The sequence below is a fragment of the Paenibacillus sp. Y301 genome, assembly GCF_059445505.1.
In genome coordinates, this window is sequence record NZ_JCAIUL010000004.1 from 305699 (window position 1) to 323771 (window position 18073).

The following is an 18073-nucleotide window of genomic DNA, read 5'->3' on the forward strand; positions in this document are numbered from 1 at the left end:
ATATAGATATAAGGAGATAATAATATGAAAAAATATATTTGTAAGCCATGTGGCTATATCTATGATCCAGCAATAGGTGATCCTGACGAAGACGTCATGCCGGGCACAGCATTCGAGGATCTTCCTGAGGATTGGGTCTGCCCGGTATGCGGTGAAGACCAGGATCAGTTTGCTCCTATTGAAGAATAGTAATGATTGTGGGGGAAAGGTTATGACAAAGCATTCTTGCCAATACTCGGAGGAACCCTGCGCCCGCAAAGTTCCTATCTTTACATCGTTATCTGACGAAGACCTTGCCAAGGTCAGTGCCATGATAAGGCATAGAAAGTACAGTAAGGGAGAAGCTTTGATCGTAGAGGAGCAGCCTTCGGATACACTATATATCATCCAACAAGGTCATGTTAAACTTTTGAAAATAACACCTCAAGGTAAGGAGCAGATTTTACACATTCTCTCAACGGGTGATTTTTTCGGTGAGTTAAACATTTTTAATAGCGATGAATTAAGTAACTTCAGTGCGTATGCTCTAACGGATACGGAGATCTGTATGCTGACCAAGAGTGACATGGAGCACATCATTGATGAGAATCCGGACATCTCACTGAAACTACTTAAGAGTATTACTAAAAGATTGGCACATACGGAGAATTTGGCCCAAAGTCTGGCTACAAAAGACCCGGAAATTCGTATCGCCTATATGATTCAAGAACTTGGGCATAAATATGGGAAGTTGAACAAAGGGCATACCAAGGTAAAGTTACCTCTATCACGGGAAGAAATGGCGAACTACGTAGGTGTTACTCGTGAAACGATCAGTCGTAAGTTCAGCAAATTTGAGGATTTGGGCATTATCCAGATCAACGGCACACGAGAGATTACGATTTCCAACATGCAGAAACTGAACGAATATATGGATTAGGATAAGAAGGAGAATTGTAGTGATGATTAAGTTGGATATATCACCTGTGGCTGAGCGCAGACTTCTAGAGAATCTTGGAGAGCAATCTGGTGTTATCAAAATGTTCTATGATAATGAAGGATGTGGTTGTGATGGTGTTACCACACTGCTTATTCAGAATCAGGGGGGCAAATACGATGTTGCAATGGATGCCGGTTCGTTTTCCTTTGTAATCGACCAACAGCATCAGCTCTTCTATGAAAGTGTTCTGCGACTTGACGCAGAGGAGAATTATTCCGACTTTAAGTTAGTCAGTCACTCCATGATCTATAGCACTCATGTTAACATTCGGGATATGCGGCAAGAGACAACCGACTAGGTAATTCAAGTTCTGATCTATAGTGAAATAAAGGGCACATTCGTTAGTGATTTTCGCGAATGTGCCCTTTCTATGTCATATAAATGTGGCCCTGTTTTTGTTTTGTTTATTTTCATTGGGGTAATACTTAGTATTGGGTTACGGCGAGGGCGCCAATAAATGTTTACAAAGAAAAGAGGACATGAATATGAATGCACTTTATACTGCAACGGTAACAACAAAGGGTGGAAGAGAGGGTAGAGCTGTCTCTTCTGATGGACAATTAGATTTGAACATTGTATCTCCTAAAGGGTTAGGTGGTACAGGTGGAGATGGGACGAACCCAGAACAACTTTTTGCAGCGGGTTACTCAGCATGTTTCGGTAGTGCTCTGAATTTAGTTGTTGAGAAGAAGCAAGTCAACGAAGTAACAGGAACTGAAGTGACGGCGAATGTTTCTATTTTCAAAGAGGGTGAAGGCTTTAAACTTGCTGTTGTGATGGAGGTTAAAGTTGACGGTGTTGATCTAGCCAAAGCGCAAGAACTAGCCGATGCTGCCCATCAGGTATGCCCTTATTCAAATGCAACTCGAGGTAATATTGATGTAGAGATTAGAGCGATTGGTTAACCTATATAATATTTAACAGCATAAATAAACCTGACGAGCGTTTCTTCGTCAGGTTTATTTTAAAATATAAGAATTTATAAGTATTTCCACTTATAAATAGGCTTATATCAACGCTAAACGTTTCTTCGTCGTTAAAGGACGATGAGATCGTTTATGCTTGTGTTGATCGAGTAGTTGCTTATACTTGCTTACGTATAGGTAGCCACTTCAATACATCTTGGATTTTGGCATCCCAATATCCCCAATCATGGCTCCCGCTCTCTTCTTCATACGTTAGATCCAAATCCGTGTGGGCGCAGGCCTTTCTAAAGGTTTGGTTGTCCTCGTATAGGAAATCTTCTGTTCCACAACATTGATAGAGAAGTGGTTTAGGCCCTTCTGTTTGATTACACTGCTGAAGTAGATGAAGGATATCATTATCTGTGCCATGAATATCTTGATCACCGAATATGTGTGTATAGTTCACAAGGGGTTCTTGCCGATGGATCACATTAGCCATATCTAACGCGCCAGACAGACTAGCAGCTGCAGCATATTGATCGGGACGGCGAAGTGCTAACTTCATTGCTCCGTATCCACCCATAGATAATCCAGCTACATAATTATCTTCTCTTGCATCGGATAACGGGAAGAAAGACCTTGCTAGTTGAGGTAGCTCCTCATTTAGAAAGGTCCAATAGCGATTTCCTTGAGCCATATCTGTATAGAAGCTCAGATGAACTTGAGGCATAACCACAGCAAGTCCAATCTCAGCCACATATCGCTCAATAGAAGTGCGGCGCAGCCAGATTGAATCATCATCGGAGAGTCCGTGTAACAAATACAATGTTGGATGTTTATCTCCTAATATATTGTTGCTCATGCCAATCTGCGTTCTCGTTTGTTGTGGCAGAATAACCGTCATAGAAGTGCTTAAACCAAGGACCTCAGAGTAAAAGTTACATCGAAATAATGCCATGACGACAACCCCTCACCTATTATTTACTAGCCTACTATGATTATAGTAGAAATGAGTCTCTACGAGCCAATTTTGATGTGAAATATAGCTTATAAAGGTTTGACTTGAACCTAGTAAGTTACTATAATTGTTATAGTTAAATAGATTTTTTATGGTAAAATGTGAGATGTTTGGTTGACAATCTAATGTGTGAGAAGGAAGGGGTCAGAAGAGGTTCATGAAACCGAAGAAAAATGCCAATGCAATGGCCATACGTAAGGCCGAGAAAGAACGTCAAAGAAAGCTTACGCAAAAAATTATGTGGATTACGGGAGCCTGTATTGTCATCCTTGCGATTGTTCTCTTAGTCATACAATCGAATTCGGATGATAGTTCGAAAGACAACACGGTTTCATTTGCATATGATAATCTACCGATCGTTGGGGATCCAGATGCGCCTGTCAAAATAGTAGAGTTTGGCGATTATAAATGTCCATCCTGTCAATATTTTAGTCAGAACTTCAAGCCTCAGTTAGTGAAGGATTTCGTAGATAAAGGCCTCGTATCTTTTTATTATATGAACTACCTAGTTATAGATCCAGATAAGGATTCCAACACAGCTGCATTGGCAGCACAGTCGGTATACCATCAGAATAATGAAGAGTTCTGGAAGTATTATCATGCTCTGTATGATAACCAGAAGGATGAGAATACAGAGTGGGCTACACCAGAATATCTTGTGGAACTCGCTCGCCAAGAGAAGATTGCTGTTGACTATGATAAGTTAGCTGAAGATATTAAGAAGAAGACGTATCAGAAGGAAGTAGACGAGCACCAGAATATTGCGGATGATAATAACGTGCGTAGTACACCTTCGTTCTTTATTAATGGTAAGCAATTTATACCTAATCCGAATGGCTATAACTATGATGACCTTGCAAAGGCAATCAATGAGGAAATAACAGTACAAAGTGCGGGGCAAGAGGAGAAATAACCATGAAAAGTAAAGGGTTCTTCAGAACGTATTCCCTATATTTAGCTTGGGTTGTATCTATTGTTGCAACGTGTGGTAGCTTATATTTAAGTGAAGTCATGTTATTTGAGCCTTGTAGACTTTGCTGGTTCCAGAGAATATTTATGTACCCTCAGGTGATTCTATTGGGGATAGCTAGTTATAAAGATGATCGAAACATCATCTCCTACGTACTTCCTTTGAGTATCCTTGGTGGATGTATATCGATATATCATTACTTGGAGCAGATGGTTCCTTCATTTGCCAAGGTTGCACCATGTTCTGTGGGAATACCTTGTAATGTAGATTATCTAGATTGGTTCGGATTCATTACGATTCCCTTACTTGCACTTATTGCTTTCGTGATGATCATTACGTTGCTATTGGTCGGTAGAGTCAAGGAAGAGGATGAAGAGATCGATCTAGAAGAAGAACATATTCAAGAAGAGATGTAAGCAGATACGAGAGATGTGAAAGATGGATAGAGGTTTCGGGGTACATCCCGATTCTCTATCCTTTTTTTGTTCTCATATGAAGGGATATATATATTTCGGTTTGAAAAAGGTCATTCTAGTGGTAGAGTGTTGATATTCAAGGAAAAACAGGGAGTTGTGTAACATGTACATATGCGACGGGAACATTCCGAAGCTTGAAAGTGAACGAATTCTGCTTCGCAGGATGGAAGTTGAGGATGCCTTATTGTTGTTTGAATGTTGGTCGAGAGATGAGGTTCGTGAATACTCAGGGATTCCCGAACTTGAGAATGTATCTAGCGCGGTGGAGATGATTCAATTTCTGAACGTCTTGTCGAAGACAGAAGATGGGTTGAGATGGGGCATTGTGAACAAAGCAAGCGGTGAATGGATGGGAAGTTGTGGCTTCAATATGTGGCAACTGGAAGGGGCATTTCGTGGGGAAATCGGGTGTGAGCTGTCTAGCCTTTACTGGGGACATGGGTACATGCGTGAAGCTATAGGTTTGTTATTAGAATTTGGATTTGAAGTGATGGGGCTCCATCGTATAGAGGCTTTAGTAGATCCTAGAAATGAACGGGCAAGTCAACTTTTCTTATCTCAATGTTTCCAGCGGGAGGGACGCCTTCGGGATTATCGACATACGGAAGAAGGATTTCAAGATGTCTACATTTATTCATTACTGTATAGCGAGTGGCTACATAAGCATAAATAAGGGGACGTCGCGACGATTACTTCCGTACATTCATGGTTGTTGTGGATGATTCAACTCGATCCTCTTCTTGCGGTTATGATTATGTTGGAGGCTCAAGCGATGAGCTATAGTGCTGTTTCAAACTAAGATATAAATGATGTATAAGTCCACTAAAGACAAGTAACCATGCAGCCATTGCGATAAACACCATGAATCGGGGGATAGCTAGAAGAAAGGAAACTTCTAAGGCTTTCGATAACTGATAAGTGCTCGTAGTATACATGGCAAGTGGAAATGCCATCCCCCAAAATTGAGGGTCATAGGTTAATGGATAGCGGTGATATAGATGACGCCAGATCATAAGGATAAATAGCAAAGGAATCCACCATGTTCCTGTAACCCAAAAGAATAAAGTAAATCCTTTTAAAAATGGCGTAATCAGTATGAGGAGAGGCGAATGCTGTGAATGAAGGATTAAAGTAGAGCCAGCCAACGTAGTAATCGCAACAGCACCCATATTGATCCAATAAGGAGGAGTAAGCGCAGCGAATTTCAGTTCCACAAAAGTGAATCTGTAAAAGATGAGTGCAATGATGTTCAGATACAGCATACATCCCAGCAAGTACATACATAGCGTAAAGAATAAGATGATTTCTCTTTCATTTACTGCATAGGGAGAGAGCAAGGTACCTAATACAGATATGGATTGTGTTGAGACTGCTGCAATTAACCAAGCCCCGTTAATCCCCTCTGCTAAAGTAGGTTTATTCTTTCGAATGGTGACCGCAAAGAAAAATGTGTACATGATCAATACCCATAATGAAATACCTAGAAACCATAAAAAAAAGGCGACGGAATAATTATTATTGACGATAATAAGTTGACATCCTAAGACACAGGACCCAGCAATGATCGTGAAGAATCCGGGACCAGCAATGTGGCTGGTCAAATCCTCCTTTATTCTGGGAAAGTATAAGAATATACGAATGAGTGTTAATAACCATAATGTTGCGTAGGCCACGATATTGAAATACAACAAACCCTTGGAAATCGGGGTCATTCCGAGTAGAAATGTTGCGATAGACAAAGCTCCTGTAGCCATAATCACTGAGAAATAGCCCGGAAATAGATTGGCTGCTTTTTGTTGGATGAAGCTAACCATTCGACCAACTCCAATTTATTATTTTTCGATTTTGACTTTACTGCGCATTAGCGCTGCTAATTAAATTCTTTCTTTTTAATTATAGAGTAGAGGTTAGTGCGTCTTAGTGAGGACAGTCACAGGGTTAAATTGTACAAATTGGATCGGTCCTATTCGAATTCTACACATTTGTTGCATAACTCTGTGATTATTATTAATCTGTTGATCAGAGCATTAAGATCGTGATTGGTATCACAATCATTAGCGGAAATGCATGATAAATTGATTACCGAAGTAAGGATTGACGTTGGGCGGCGATTGCCGACGGAAAAGTCAGATGGAATTCGGAAATCGGTACAGTACAGGAGGTACGTATAAATATGAAGCATATCGCTATAACTTCTTCAACAGTGTCACGAGAGATTGATTTTATGGAAAGTTCATTCAGCGAATTAATTGATCATATCGTGAATGTGCATCATGGTTATTTGTACAGAACGCTACCTGAGATCGAACAATATCTGTATGAAATTGAGAATGTCGATGGAACGCGTCATCAGGAACTGACCAAGGTTCGCATGTTATTCACAGAGATGCATAAGGAACTGATGAGTCATCTGCCGAAGGAAGAACTGGATATGTTCCCAGCGATTAAGAGATTTGAGCAAGAACAATCGGGTCTCATATTTCAGAAATGCAGACGTATGATCGAGAAGCTTGAAGATGAGCATGAATCGTGTGAGTCCATCCTTAAACAAATTCGGGAAATAACCGGGGATTATACACTGCCCGAAGAAGCATCGGCCACCCATAAATTGACTTACCAAAGACTGCAGGAGTTAGAGTTGGATCTGTTTCAACATATACATTTAGAGAATAATGTTTTGTTTCCGCGCGTGATGAATACTTCTGTGTAACAGAAGGTGAGGAATTAAAGCGCAAACGGTAGTCCCATAAGCTTGGGGCTACCGTTTTCTTTATATTATAAGCGAGTAAAGGTTTCACTTAATACTCTATCCCCTATATTTCCACCAAAAGGGGTGCCATTCTTAAAAAGAACGGCACCCGTTTCTACTTGTTTGCTATGCAGTTAGTGTTCTCCGCCACAACCGCAGCTTCCCCCACAACCGCAACCACCTGCTTGCATTTCACTAGTCTCTGGTATTTTGTTGAGTTCAATGGCTGTAGTGAAATACTTGCTAATTGAATTGTGAAGTTGGTTGAATTCTTTCTGTGCATATAGAAATCTACGTATGACATCATTATTGTATAAGGCACGTTCCTCCTGTTCGTAGTCGTTGATCTCCGCCTCTGTTCGTACTAATCCTTGAGCATCCTTTTGCTGAAGGGTACGATGGTTCTCCAAGAATCGCTCATATTGCTCAATCGCGCTCTCGTCTTCTGTGAATTGGTCGATCATTTGTCGCAATTCCTTATATTCGTCTTGTTGCAGTAACGCTGAGCAAAGCTCCGCCATTTTCTCCAAGACTGCATTTGTATTCATTTTAACGATCATGGACTTGCCCCCCTTATTATCTTCCTCATTTACTCTACAACGAGTTGTACGACACCCATGTGACTGCTCTCACAAATGGAGTATTTTTGGGGTGGATGAGTGGGACGCTCTGATTCAGAAGTGGATACATCTTAGGGATCTGGAACCCCTTCGCATTTTAGTCGTTAGGATTTCAACAAATAGTCGATGCATTCATGTTAGATTTACTGTAAAATACTAGAGGCATATCTTTCATTGAACAGTAGAAAGGAATTAAATGTTGTGAATTCAATACAAGGTAAACAAAGAAATTTCATTATGGCGGGTATTCTACTATCCACCTTCTTATCAGCAATTGAGGGCACGGTTACTGGACCTGCGGGTCCGGCCATAGTAAGTCATTTTGGTGGGATGCAACTGATGAGCTGGATATTTACCGCCTACCTTCTAACGATGGCAGTCACCACGCCTATTTTTGGAAAAATTAGCGATATCTATGGTCGCAAACCGGTATTTATAGCCGGATCGCTAATCTTCGTCATTGGATCGTTGCTGTGTGGATTCTCCCAGAGTATGGAGCAACTCATCATCTTTCGTGCAATTCAGGGGATTGGCGCAGGGGCAATTGTTCCGGTATCCTTTACGATTATTGGTGATATCTATCCTATTGAACAACGTGCTAAGGCTCAAGCGTTAGTTAGCTCGATTTGGGGTATTTCTTCCTTAGTTGGGCCATTAATCGGAGGTTATCTTGTTGATTATTGGAGCTGGCGCTGGATATTTGGATTTAATGTGCCATTCGGTATTTTATCGATCCTCCTTATACTACGGTATCTTCCCAAACATAATGTAAGTCGCAAAGCTAAGGTTGATATTGCAGGTGCGGTTACATTTACGATTGGTGTTACGGCATTATTGTTCTCACTAGCTACAGGAGGGCAATACTTCGCATGGAATTCACCATTATTAATTGGATGTATGGTGATTGCAGTTATTTTTTTAATTCTGTTCTTTATTGTAGAGAACAAAGCAGAGGAGCCAATGCTCTCACTGAAGCTCTTTCGAATTCGCGATATTGCCGTATCGTCTATTGCAAATTTGCTCATTGGCGCGCTCTTAATTGGACTTACAACGTATACTCCTCTGTGGATTCAGGGTGTCTTGGGCAAGAATGCCACCTTCTCGGGTCTAGCCATGGCTCCTATGTCCATCGGTTGGATTATAGGGTCTATTATTGGTGGGAAAATGTTAATTACAGCAGGCTCGCGTAAGACAACTGTGATTGGCATGTTAGGTATCGTGATCGGTGCTCTAGGCATGGCATTCATGACTGGAGAGACACAGAGTGTGATCTTGTTGAGTCTTACATTTATCTATGGAGTGGGATTCGGATTTACTTCCACGGTATTCACACTTATTGCACAGTCTTCTGTGGGTTATCATCTGAGAGGTTCCTCTACAGCGCTCAACACGTTTATTCGTTCGCTTGGGCAGACAGTGGGTGTAGCTGCTTTTGGTTCATGGATCAATTTGAGAATGGCAAACTTAATACAAGATACACCGGGTGCAGAGAACCTGGACCAATCAGATATTAATAAGTTACTCACGCCTGAAGGTAATCAGGGCATATCAGAGTCTGTGTGGCTCAGTATGCGCAGCGTGATGGAGGGAAGTTTGCATTCGCTCTTTATCGTTATGGCCATCGTTGCAATCATCAGCATGTTGGTAGTGACTAGGTTTAGAAATAAAGTTCCTTCCGAAGAAGGAGAGTCGTTGACTCCAGAACAATCATAACTTATGTAGTAACATAACGAAGAACCTGAGGGAAGTTTTCCCTCAGGTTCTTTTGTTCAAATATAAGAAAGTCGATCTATTCTTGTTTTACTGTATAAGTTGGAACCTCTTTACGTATTTGCTATTTCCGCATAGAAGGAGAAAGTCTCTCCGCTTGAATTCCCATTTTCTTGAGCAGTAAGATCATTTGGCATTTCTCTTCGGCATTTAGTCCACTGAGTGCTCGATGAATTCGTTCTGAGAATTTGGGATACAAATCGTTCATAAGCTGCTCGCCTTCAGCAGTCAGCTCGGCAAAAATAACACGACGGTCCGTAGGGCAAGGCTTGCGACGGAGGTAACCACGCTCCTCCAATTTATCTATAACATAGGTGACATTTCCACTCTGTAGTAACAACTTAGCGCCAATCTGCTGAATGGGTTGTGCTCCTTTATAATAGAGAACTTCCATCACAGCAAACGCTGTTGGGTTGAAGCCTTCGATCTTACTTCCCATTACGGCATGCTCATTCACACTCTTGAACGATTTGGCAAACACACGGTACAAGTGTAGAGAGATTTGAGTATCTACTTCTTGAATTTGAATCAAGCTTCTCACCGCCTTTACATTCATAAATGGCTTAATTTGATGACTATATTTATATACTAAGCGAAGTGTTATCATGATGGACATGTGATTTGTCACAATCACAACACTTTTTAATATTTAAAAATAAAGCAATTATCGCTCTACAGTCTCACATAAGATCATTCTTGCGTATAAGTCTTATTTCATCCTGTAGACCGATGGTGAGCAAGACCACATCCCTTATCGTATAGATATAGATTTATACCTTAGAGGAGTGGAAGAATTGAATCAATCCAATCGTGTTAATATGACCACTAGAATGCCCTTACTAGGCAATCGCTCATTTGTAGTACTGATTACTGCACAGATTATTTCTAATTTAGGAGATTGGTTACATATCCTAGCAATCTTCACTTTGGTGGGTTTTAAATGGAATGCAACTCCGTGGGAGATCACTATTTTCTCGCTTTGCGTGGCTATTCCTATGATGATTGGTGGTCCTATAGTAGGTGGCGCATTAGTAACGGCTTATGGCGCAGCCTTCATTGTCTCCGGTTCTTTGATGTTCATATTGGGACTAGGTGTACTGTTCGTTAGATTCTGGATAGAAAAGAAGGATACCGACATTGCCCAATCGAAAGGGTTAACAGAGATGGCCTCTTAATAATATATTGAAGCTTTTCGTTACTTCGAAACGTTAAGCAATGTTGAAGGGGTGTACAAAAGTTTCTTCTATATAAGAGGGGAAAGATTGTGGGGGAGATATGTATGGATATGTTTAGCGAACCGGGACTGAATACAGTGCTAGAGGTTAGTATTAAGCGGGCAGGATACGACGAGGGTGAATCTTGTATTTCAAATATCTCCTTTCAGGTAAAGCAAGGTGAATTATTAGGACTTATTGGACCGAATGGAGCGGGTAAGAGTACTACAATCAAATCAATTCTCGGGCTTCTGAAGCATGTGCAAGCAGAGGTGTCTATTGGAGGCGGTACGGGTAAATATGCATATATTCCAGAGCAACCTATATTTTATGAGGACTTAACATTATGGGAACACTTGGATCTTGCTGCAGCGGCCTATGAAATAGAGTATGAAACTTTTGTCCACCATGCAGAGGAACTACTTACGCGTTTCGGTATGACTCAGTCGAGGAATCTATTGCCTGCAGGCTTCTCTAAAGGAATGAAACAAAAGATGATGTTGATGATTGGGTTTCTAGCATGCCCTGATATATATATTGTAGATGAGCCTTTTATCGGACTGGATCCTCGTGCAACGATAGATTTCCTGGGGTTATTGGAGGAGGAGCGCCGTCGAGGTGCAGGCGTATTGATGTCCACGCATGTACTAGATACGGCAGAGAAAATATGCGATGCATTTATCATGATCTCGGAAGGTAAAGTAGTTGCACAAGGGACGTTGGGGGATATTCGGAGAATTGCAGAGCAACCAGCAGAAGCATCGTTATTTGAGTGTTTCGATAGGTTGATGTAATGGAAGGGAATAGGATGAAGTCGAGAGGAACCTATCAATTTACAGGACCCAGCAATCTATTTTGGCGTCGGTTGAAGGAACATGCTCGAAACCAGATGACTGTTTTTCGATCCATTTCGGATTGGTCTGTATGGCTCTATGTTCTAATTCCAGGGGTCTTATTATCTGGTCGATTGTATTATGGTTTATGGGTGGAGGGGCTACCAAGCTGGAGTGAAGCTCTGCCAGGGTCGATATTTCCATCTCTCATGGTACTTTTGATGTACAGAGCGAGTATACTTCTCTTCGTGCAAGAGGGTGATGTACTGTTCATTCGGAGGGCCCATCGTTTTATGTCCGGAATCATGCTTCGCGGCGCAATATATAGTATGACGATGATTATAATCACGAGTACTGTAGTATTTGTTATTTTATTGCCATTCCTAGTACAACGGTTAGACTTAAATGCTGTTGAAGCGTTAAGTTACTTGATTTTTTCAATAACCGCGAGTTGGATCGTTGCTTGGAGTCGCCATATGATAAGTGTGAATTACGTAGGATGGAGACGGCAACTCTTTCTAATTCCTACGATTGGAGTTCTCTGTTCTTTATACGCACAGGTTACTTTCATATGGATGGAGGAGCCGCAGAAATTGCTCCTCATCTCTTTCGTATTGTTGTGTATTGTCTTTCTGTTCATTAGCGTCCGATTGAAGATGCAGGGTACGTTCATGAATGATGTACAAGAGGATAGTAAACTGCGCGTAAGGCTAACTGGCCTGATGTTAAGTCAAGCGATCGATAAACCTCGTGCAACGCGGACCAAAACATGGCTTTTCAGAAACTCACCATATCTGTACCGTTCACGCTCAGCGGAAAGACGCTTGGCAGGTGCGGCTGTAAAAGCCTCATTTCGCAACCCACAAGATCTGAAGCTATATGTACAATTTACCGGTGTATGTGTACTAGCTATGATTTGGCCACCTATCATAATCAAATGTATACTGCTGTTGGCTACATATATATTATTTACCTATTGGCATTATCTATATTGGGTACGTTTTGTCAATGATGAATGGATTGCACTCCTTCCATGGTCGCTAGATCTGACGGCACAAGCACGTACGATAGCCATTCGAACGCTGCTTCTACCTTTTACAGTGGTTATATCGTTGACCTTTTCTTTATCTTGGTTGGGTATGGGTTGGGGCTGGCTACTTGTGGTCCCGTTAGTGTTTACCTTGTATGGGTTTACTAGTTACATTTTGGCGCTGTTGACCTTATCTAGATCTAGATCCTAAATAAATAGCGCAGTAAAAGGCGTACTGCCTTTATAACTGCGCTACTTCTTAATTAATTAGTTGTCTGCTGCGTGCATTCCTGCAGTATAACCTGTAGAGAACGCGGCGGTGATGTTATATCCCCCAGTGTAGCCATGAATATCTAGAATCTCTCCGCAAAAAAATAATCCAGGCATCAACTTTGATTCCATCGTTTTGGGATTTACCTCTTTCAGATGGACACCTCCACCAGTAACGAAAGCTTCATCAAGTGATTTGGTCCCGACAACATAGAAGCTAAACTTTTTTAGAGTAGCTAAGAAAGCTTGCCACTGATTTTTTTGTAAATGAGCATACGTGATATCTCCGTCTAATTCTGCCTTGGATAAGAGAAGAGGGATCATCCGTTCAGGGATGGGGCCCTTTAATACATTCTTAATGGCCTTCTTAGGCTCAGATTCTAGACGTTCCTTAAGAAGCGCATCGAGTTCTGTCGGGGAGTAGTCTGGGAAGAGATCCACAGACATTTCTACTTCCTTGACGTTGAACTTCTTTTGTACTTGGCGAATAAATTGGCTACAGCGTAACGCAATTGGACCTGATATTCCGAAATGAGTGAATATAAAGTCACCACGATGGTGAATTACGTTCTTCCCTTTGGGATTCCACACCGATAGTTCCACACTTCGAAGAGAAAGTCCTTGTAGCTCACGACTGTGTATCCAACGTTCATTCGAAACAATAGGAACCTCCGTAGGATATAATTCTGTAATGGTATGTCCAGCTGCCTCTGCCCACGCATATCCATCTCCCGTAGAGCCAGTCTGTGGTACTGATTTACCACCTGTTGCAACGATAACGCTAGAAGACTTTATCCGCTCTCCCGAGATTAACCTCACGCCCGCTGTCTGCCCATTCTCGTAAAGAACCTCCGCAATCGGACTATGCGTCATGATCTTGACTCCCAATTCGCGTACTTTGCTCAATAACGTGTTGACCACACTAGATGCTTTATCGGTGACAGGAAACATTCTTCCATGATCTTCTTCTTTCAGCGCAATACCCAGACCTTCAAAGAAAGCCATAATATCACGGTTGTTAAAATGCCCAAACGCGCTATAGAGAAAGCGACCATTTCCTGGGATATGGGCAATTAAATCTTCAGTCTCCTTGGCATTCGTCACATTGCAACGTCCTCCACCGGATATTCCTAGCTTACGGCCAAGTTTATCTCCTTTATCTATAAGTAGAACGGAAGCACCTTTACTACCAGCCGCTACACAGGCCATGAGTCCAGATGGGCCTCCACCTACAACAATTACATCATATTTCATTACATAATCTCCTTTAGCATGTAACCCTGATCTTAGTTGAACAATCATTCCATTCTTGTCTATTATGGATCATACCAAATAGATATAGGTTACAACAACTCTAGTAAGATATATAATTAGAATATATTGTAATATCTTGAAGGCTATGATTTAATCGGGTTAATAAACACGTGAATAGTATTTAGGTAGGAGAGGAGGGATGGATATTTATATTATCCTTAAAAATATCTTGTTGCAGGTATTAATATCCGGCTCATTTGTATTTCTTTTTCCTCTGATCCTTGATAAATATGTACGCCGAAAACGCAATTCCAAGAACCTAGACTCCATTGGTTTTACGATGGTTATCGTTTTATCTAGTGCCGTGAGTATGATGTTATGTTCTTTATTTTCATCTGAGATTTATGTGGGGGTTATACCGCTGAATATGGGTATTATTCCTCTTTTTGTAGCCATTCTGTATGGGGGTTATAAATCAGGTGTACCCTTGGCTATTCTTCATATTACGTTTTATTTTATCTTTACAGAAGTTTGCTCTGTAGGAGGCGTATTTCTTCATACAGGTATGATCATGTACCCTGTATTATTTTGGACTTCTTCTCATTTTCTAAAAGCTTCTCTAAAAGAAAAAATGATGCGAATTATTTTATGCTTATTACCTGCCATGTTATTGCTATGCATCTCTCCATTACTATATGGGGGGGATCCTAGCTTCTACGATATGAATACTATTATTATGATTACCATCTATTTCTTTATTAGTCTTTTATGGGGAGCAATGGTTATCTATTTGATTGAAATTTCATTTGAGAGGCTACTTCTTAAGGAAAAGATTATGGGGATGTCAGAGAAATATTTGCGAGAAGAGGATAAATTACAGCAAGTCATGGATGTTGCGCCACTATGCATGGCTTCTTTAGATCGAAATGGAAGAGTGTCTAGTGTTAATGAAATGATGATGAGTTTGTTTAAGACAACTAAACCTAGATTGACAAAAATGGACGTTCTTGGGCAATCCATAACCATGTTTACGGACGATATGGTGGAGAAGCAGCAAATAGAACTTCGAATCGCTCAAGCCCTTCAAGGCGTAATTATGGGTCACGAATTGACACAGAATGACTCGAAAATTTACTATATGAACATTTCGCCACTTACGAACTCCTTTACAGGTGAGATTCTGGGAGCTGTATTAGTCATTCAAGATATTACAGAGCTTGAGAAGTTTCGCAGTGAGCTCGGAAACATAGAAGGACTTAGCTTAGTAGGCCAAATGGCCGCAAGCATTACCCATGAGATCCGTAACCCTATGGCTGTTGTACGTGGTTTTTTGCAACTTATGAATGAGAAGAGCCCAAGTTCACTAGATCATTATTATCGGATTGTTATGGAAGAATTAGATCGTGCTAACGGTATTATTAATGATTTCTTATCCCTTGCACAGAACCGAGCATCTGAGAAAGAAGAATATAACCTACATAAAATTATATATGACCTGAGTCCACTATTGTGGGCAGATGCTAATTTACGAGGTCAGACGATTGAGCTAGAGCTCGAAGAGAATATCCCTGATCTGCATTTGAATGCCAAAGAAATTAAACAGTTAATTCTAAATTTAGCCCGTAATGGAATGGAAGCCATGAATGTGAATGGGCAACTTACCATACAGACTATAGTGAAACTAAATAGTGTAGAACTGATTATTAAGGATACAGGATGTGGTATTCCGAAGAATAAGTTAGATAATTTATTTGTTCCCTTCTTCACTACGAAGGAGCAAGGTACAGGCCTCGGGTTGGTATTATGCCTTAGTATTGTTGAACATCATAATGGTAAAATTACGGTGCATTCTGAGGAGGGTAAGGGTACTACTTTTGTAATCGTATTTTCCCTGTAGTAAGCGATATATTGGTAAAAAGTGTGGCTCATCTTGCTCCGTTGCTTGCTTTCAAACATTCAGAATAGGTATAATCATATTAATGATTTATAATTGTATCTATGCTTATAAGAGGAGTGAATGAGAATGTCTATGTCTTTTGATCGATATATGAGAGATATGATTCAACCTATGCGGGATGAATTAACTAGTCTAGGAATTAAGGAACTTACTACACCTGAGGAAGTTGAGGCAGCAGTGCCTAACGCTAAAGGTACGACTTTGATTGTTATTAATTCAGTCTGTGGGTGTGCTGCAGGGCAATGTCGTCCAGGAGTAGCTAATGCATTGCAACATAATGTAGTACCAGATCAATTATTTACGGTGTTTGCAGGGCAAGATAAAGAAGCAACAGCGAAAGCACGTGAGTATTTCGCTCCTTACGCGCCATCATCACCTTCTATTGCATTGATGAAAGATGGAGAACTTGTACATTTCATCGAACGTCATCAAATTGAAGACAGATCAGCGCAAGAAATTTCAGCAGAACTAACCGAAGCTTTCGACCGTTTGTGTAAATAATAACTAGCGTTCGTTGCATAATAACCCCGAAGTTGGTATTCCTACAACTCCGGGGTTTATTATACGATGATCGAAATGATTACGGAATGAATTTACGGAGTACATACTTTTGAGAAACGGGGTGGCTTTGACAATGAGTTTACAAGAACAGATCATTGCGGAACTAGGGGTTAAGCCTTTTATTAATGTGGAATCAGAAGTGAAGGAAAGAGTGGCTTTTCTTAAAAATTATGTGAAGAATGCTGGCTCCACAGGACTTCTAATAGCGATTAGCGGTGGAATTGATAGTGCAGTGGCTGCTGGTTTGTGCAAATTAGCTACAGATGAATTATCCAAAGAAACAGGCAAAGACTACATGACACTAGGTGTATTCCAACCTTATGGGACACAGGAAGATATCGATCATAGTTATGCGGTAGCCAAAGCATTTGATCTGAAACATACGGTGGAAACCAATATTGAGGATTCTGTAACTGAAGTGGCATTGGAAGTAGAGCAAGGTCTTAAGGCTATTGGGGTACATCGCCATATCAGCCCTAAAGGCAAAGGAAATGTCAAAGCAAGAACACGTATGGTGATGCAATACGCTTTATCTTTCGAACTCAATTTGATTGTAGTAGGTACGGACCATGCCTCAGAGGCGATTACTGGGTTCTATACCAAATGGGGAGATGGTGCTGTTGATATCACACCACTAAGTTCGTTAAATAAGCGTCAAGTACGTCAGATTGCTGCATATTTAGGCGTACCACAGTCTATTCTTGATAAGGCTCCTACAGCAGGGTTATGGGAAGGTCAGACTGATGAAGATGAACTAGGTCTAACTTATGATGAGAATAGCGACTATCTAGAAGGTAAGGAAATTAATCCTGCATCTCAGAAACGTCTGGAAGACTTCTACACCAAAACAGCTCACAAGCGCAATGCCATCCCGGGAATATAAGTAGGGTTTTCCTGAACATATAAGTAAAATAGGTGTTTTAATGGAGTGTACACTGGAAACAGTTGTTGCACTCCATTTATTATTTGTAGAATGTCTAGTGAAATGTCGCAACATCAGCAAACGACTGTTACAATAGGAATGTAAGTTCGGATGGAAGGTGTGAGAAGTAATGATTTATGGAATCGGTCATGATGTGCTTGAGATTAAGCGAATCGAGAAGCTACTCAGCGAAAGAATAGGCCAACCTTTTATGAAAAGAGTACTCACATCTAAGGAATATACCTTAGCTCAAAGTCGCGGACCGAAGTTGGTAGAATTTACAGCAGGAAGATTTGCAGCCAAAGAGGCTATAGTTAAAGCATTCGGTTGTGGCATTGGAGCTGTGATTGGTTTTGGAGATATAGAGATCCTTCCAAATGCTTTGGGGAAACCCGAGGTTCATGTGAGTGAACAAGCTTGGAAGAAGTTGAACCTTCCTGGACAACCACAGGATTATGGTATTCATTTGAGTATTACCCACCAGAAAGACCTTGCGTCTGCCTTTGCAGTCGTCGAGCGGTTACATGAACAAGATTAGATTAACT

General features: G+C 40.9%; 21 protein-coding genes. 16 read left to right on the forward strand and 5 right to left on the reverse strand.

Features of this window, described 5'->3' with window-relative positions:
- The first annotated feature begins 24 nt into the window (after nt 1-24).
- The 4 genes from rd to AC1D69_RS09900 all read left to right on the forward strand — a co-directional run bounded on the left by rd (nt 25) and on the right by AC1D69_RS09900 (nt 1884).
- On the forward strand, nt 25-189 hold the full coding sequence (gene rd, locus AC1D69_RS09885; RefSeq protein WP_495455970.1) for a rubredoxin: 165 nt from the start codon (nt 25-27) through the stop codon (nt 187-189).
- A gap of 22 nt (nt 190-211) precedes the next feature.
- Nucleotides 212-919 carry a Crp/Fnr family transcriptional regulator gene (locus AC1D69_RS09890; RefSeq protein WP_495455971.1) on the forward strand — a complete coding sequence of 236 codons (708 nt, stop codon included), beginning with the start codon at nt 212-214 and terminating at the stop codon, nt 917-919.
- Between the two features lie 22 nt (nt 920-941).
- A complete protein-coding gene (locus AC1D69_RS09895; protein ID WP_495455972.1) occupies nt 942-1277 on the forward strand; it encodes an iron-sulfur cluster biosynthesis family protein in 336 nt (111 codons plus the stop codon).
- 187 nt (nt 1278-1464) lie between these two features.
- The gene (locus AC1D69_RS09900) at nt 1465-1884 is read left to right on the forward strand and encodes an organic hydroperoxide resistance protein (RefSeq protein ID WP_495455973.1); all 420 of its coding nucleotides are present in this window, start codon (nt 1465-1467) and stop codon (nt 1882-1884) included.
- Between the two features lie 178 nt (nt 1885-2062).
- On the opposite strand, the gene AC1D69_RS09905 is transcribed toward AC1D69_RS09900, so the two are convergent.
- The gene (locus tag AC1D69_RS09905) at nt 2063-2842 is read right to left on the reverse strand and encodes an alpha/beta hydrolase (RefSeq protein WP_495455974.1); all 780 of its coding nucleotides are present in this window, start codon (nt 2840-2842) and stop codon (nt 2063-2065) included.
- A 217-nt stretch (nt 2843-3059) separates the two neighbouring features.
- Between AC1D69_RS09905 and AC1D69_RS09910 the strand changes: the two genes are divergently transcribed.
- The 3 genes from AC1D69_RS09910 (at nt 3060) to AC1D69_RS09920 (ending at nt 5021) form a co-directional block, all read left to right on the forward strand.
- The gene (locus AC1D69_RS09910; protein ID WP_495455975.1) at nt 3060-3815 is read left to right on the forward strand and encodes a DsbA family protein; all 756 of its coding nucleotides are present in this window, start codon (nt 3060-3062) and stop codon (nt 3813-3815) included.
- Between the two features lie 2 nt (nt 3816-3817).
- Nucleotides 3818-4288, forward strand: coding sequence for a disulfide oxidoreductase (locus tag AC1D69_RS09915; RefSeq protein ID WP_495455976.1), 471 nt, complete (start codon nt 3818-3820; stop codon nt 4286-4288).
- A 163-nt stretch (nt 4289-4451) separates the two neighbouring features.
- A complete protein-coding gene (locus AC1D69_RS09920) occupies nt 4452-5021 on the forward strand; it encodes a GNAT family N-acetyltransferase (RefSeq protein WP_495455977.1) in 570 nt (189 codons plus the stop codon).
- A gap of 79 nt (nt 5022-5100) precedes the next feature.
- Here the strand turns inward: AC1D69_RS09920 and AC1D69_RS09925 are convergent, their stop codons facing one another.
- Nucleotides 5101-6162: a tellurite resistance/C4-dicarboxylate transporter family protein gene (locus AC1D69_RS09925; protein WP_495455978.1), complete on the reverse strand. Its 1062-nt coding sequence runs from the start codon at nt 6160-6162 to the stop codon at nt 5101-5103.
- Nucleotides 6163-6521: 359 nt separating this feature from the next.
- Between AC1D69_RS09925 and AC1D69_RS09930 the strand changes: the two genes are divergently transcribed.
- Nucleotides 6522-7058 carry a hemerythrin domain-containing protein gene (locus AC1D69_RS09930; RefSeq protein ID WP_495455979.1) on the forward strand — a complete coding sequence of 179 codons (537 nt, stop codon included), beginning with the start codon at nt 6522-6524 and terminating at the stop codon, nt 7056-7058.
- A gap of 173 nt (nt 7059-7231) precedes the next feature.
- Here AC1D69_RS09930 and AC1D69_RS09935 read toward each other — a convergent pair whose 3' ends face one another.
- Nucleotides 7232-7657 carry a YlbF family regulator gene (locus AC1D69_RS09935; protein WP_495455980.1) on the reverse strand — a complete coding sequence of 142 codons (426 nt, stop codon included), beginning with the start codon at nt 7655-7657 and terminating at the stop codon, nt 7232-7234.
- Nucleotides 7658-7954: 297 nt separating this feature from the next.
- On the opposite strand from AC1D69_RS09935, the gene AC1D69_RS09940 reads away from it, so the two are divergent.
- A complete protein-coding gene (locus tag AC1D69_RS09940; RefSeq protein WP_495456071.1) occupies nt 7955-9430 on the forward strand; it encodes an MDR family MFS transporter in 1476 nt (491 codons plus the stop codon).
- Between the two features lie 121 nt (nt 9431-9551).
- Here the strand turns inward: AC1D69_RS09940 and AC1D69_RS09945 are convergent, their stop codons facing one another.
- Nucleotides 9552-10019, reverse strand: coding sequence for a MarR family winged helix-turn-helix transcriptional regulator (locus AC1D69_RS09945; protein ID WP_495456072.1), 468 nt, complete (start codon nt 10017-10019; stop codon nt 9552-9554).
- 262 nt (nt 10020-10281) lie between these two features.
- Here AC1D69_RS09945 and AC1D69_RS09950 point away from each other — a divergent pair, with 262 nt between their 5' ends.
- The 3 genes from AC1D69_RS09950 (at nt 10282) to AC1D69_RS09960 (ending at nt 12775) form a co-directional block, all read left to right on the forward strand.
- A complete protein-coding gene (locus tag AC1D69_RS09950) occupies nt 10282-10662 on the forward strand; it encodes a hypothetical protein (RefSeq protein WP_495455981.1) in 381 nt (126 codons plus the stop codon).
- A 104-nt stretch (nt 10663-10766) separates the two neighbouring features.
- Entirely contained in the window at nt 10767-11495 is a 729-nt protein-coding gene (locus AC1D69_RS09955; RefSeq protein ID WP_495455982.1) for an ABC transporter ATP-binding protein, read from the forward strand.
- A gap of 14 nt (nt 11496-11509) precedes the next feature.
- Nucleotides 11510-12775 (forward strand): ABC transporter permease, encoded by a 1266-nt coding sequence (locus AC1D69_RS09960; protein ID WP_495455983.1) that lies wholly within the window; start codon nt 11510-11512, stop codon nt 12773-12775.
- Nucleotides 12776-12831: 56 nt separating this feature from the next.
- Here the strand turns inward: AC1D69_RS09960 and AC1D69_RS09965 are convergent, their stop codons facing one another.
- The gene (locus AC1D69_RS09965; protein ID WP_495455984.1) at nt 12832-14088 is read right to left on the reverse strand and encodes a BaiN/RdsA family NAD(P)/FAD-dependent oxidoreductase; all 1257 of its coding nucleotides are present in this window, start codon (nt 14086-14088) and stop codon (nt 12832-12834) included.
- A 199-nt stretch (nt 14089-14287) separates the two neighbouring features.
- Between AC1D69_RS09965 and AC1D69_RS09970 the strand changes: the two genes are divergently transcribed.
- From AC1D69_RS09970 to acpS, 4 genes are all read left to right on the forward strand, one after another.
- A complete protein-coding gene (locus tag AC1D69_RS09970) occupies nt 14288-15985 on the forward strand; it encodes an ATP-binding protein (RefSeq protein ID WP_495455985.1) in 1698 nt (565 codons plus the stop codon).
- A gap of 126 nt (nt 15986-16111) precedes the next feature.
- Nucleotides 16112-16546, forward strand: a complete 435-nt coding sequence (locus AC1D69_RS09975; RefSeq protein WP_495455986.1) for a BrxA/BrxB family bacilliredoxin — start codon at nt 16112-16114, stop codon at nt 16544-16546.
- 133 nt (nt 16547-16679) lie between these two features.
- On the forward strand, nt 16680-17489 hold the full coding sequence (nadE, locus tag AC1D69_RS09980) for an NAD(+) synthase (protein ID WP_495455987.1): 810 nt from the start codon (nt 16680-16682) through the stop codon (nt 17487-17489).
- Between the two features lie 169 nt (nt 17490-17658).
- Nucleotides 17659-18066 (forward strand): holo-ACP synthase, encoded by a 408-nt coding sequence (acpS, locus tag AC1D69_RS09985; protein ID WP_495455988.1) that lies wholly within the window; start codon nt 17659-17661, stop codon nt 18064-18066.
- The last annotated feature ends 7 nt before the right edge of the window (nt 18067-18073 follow it).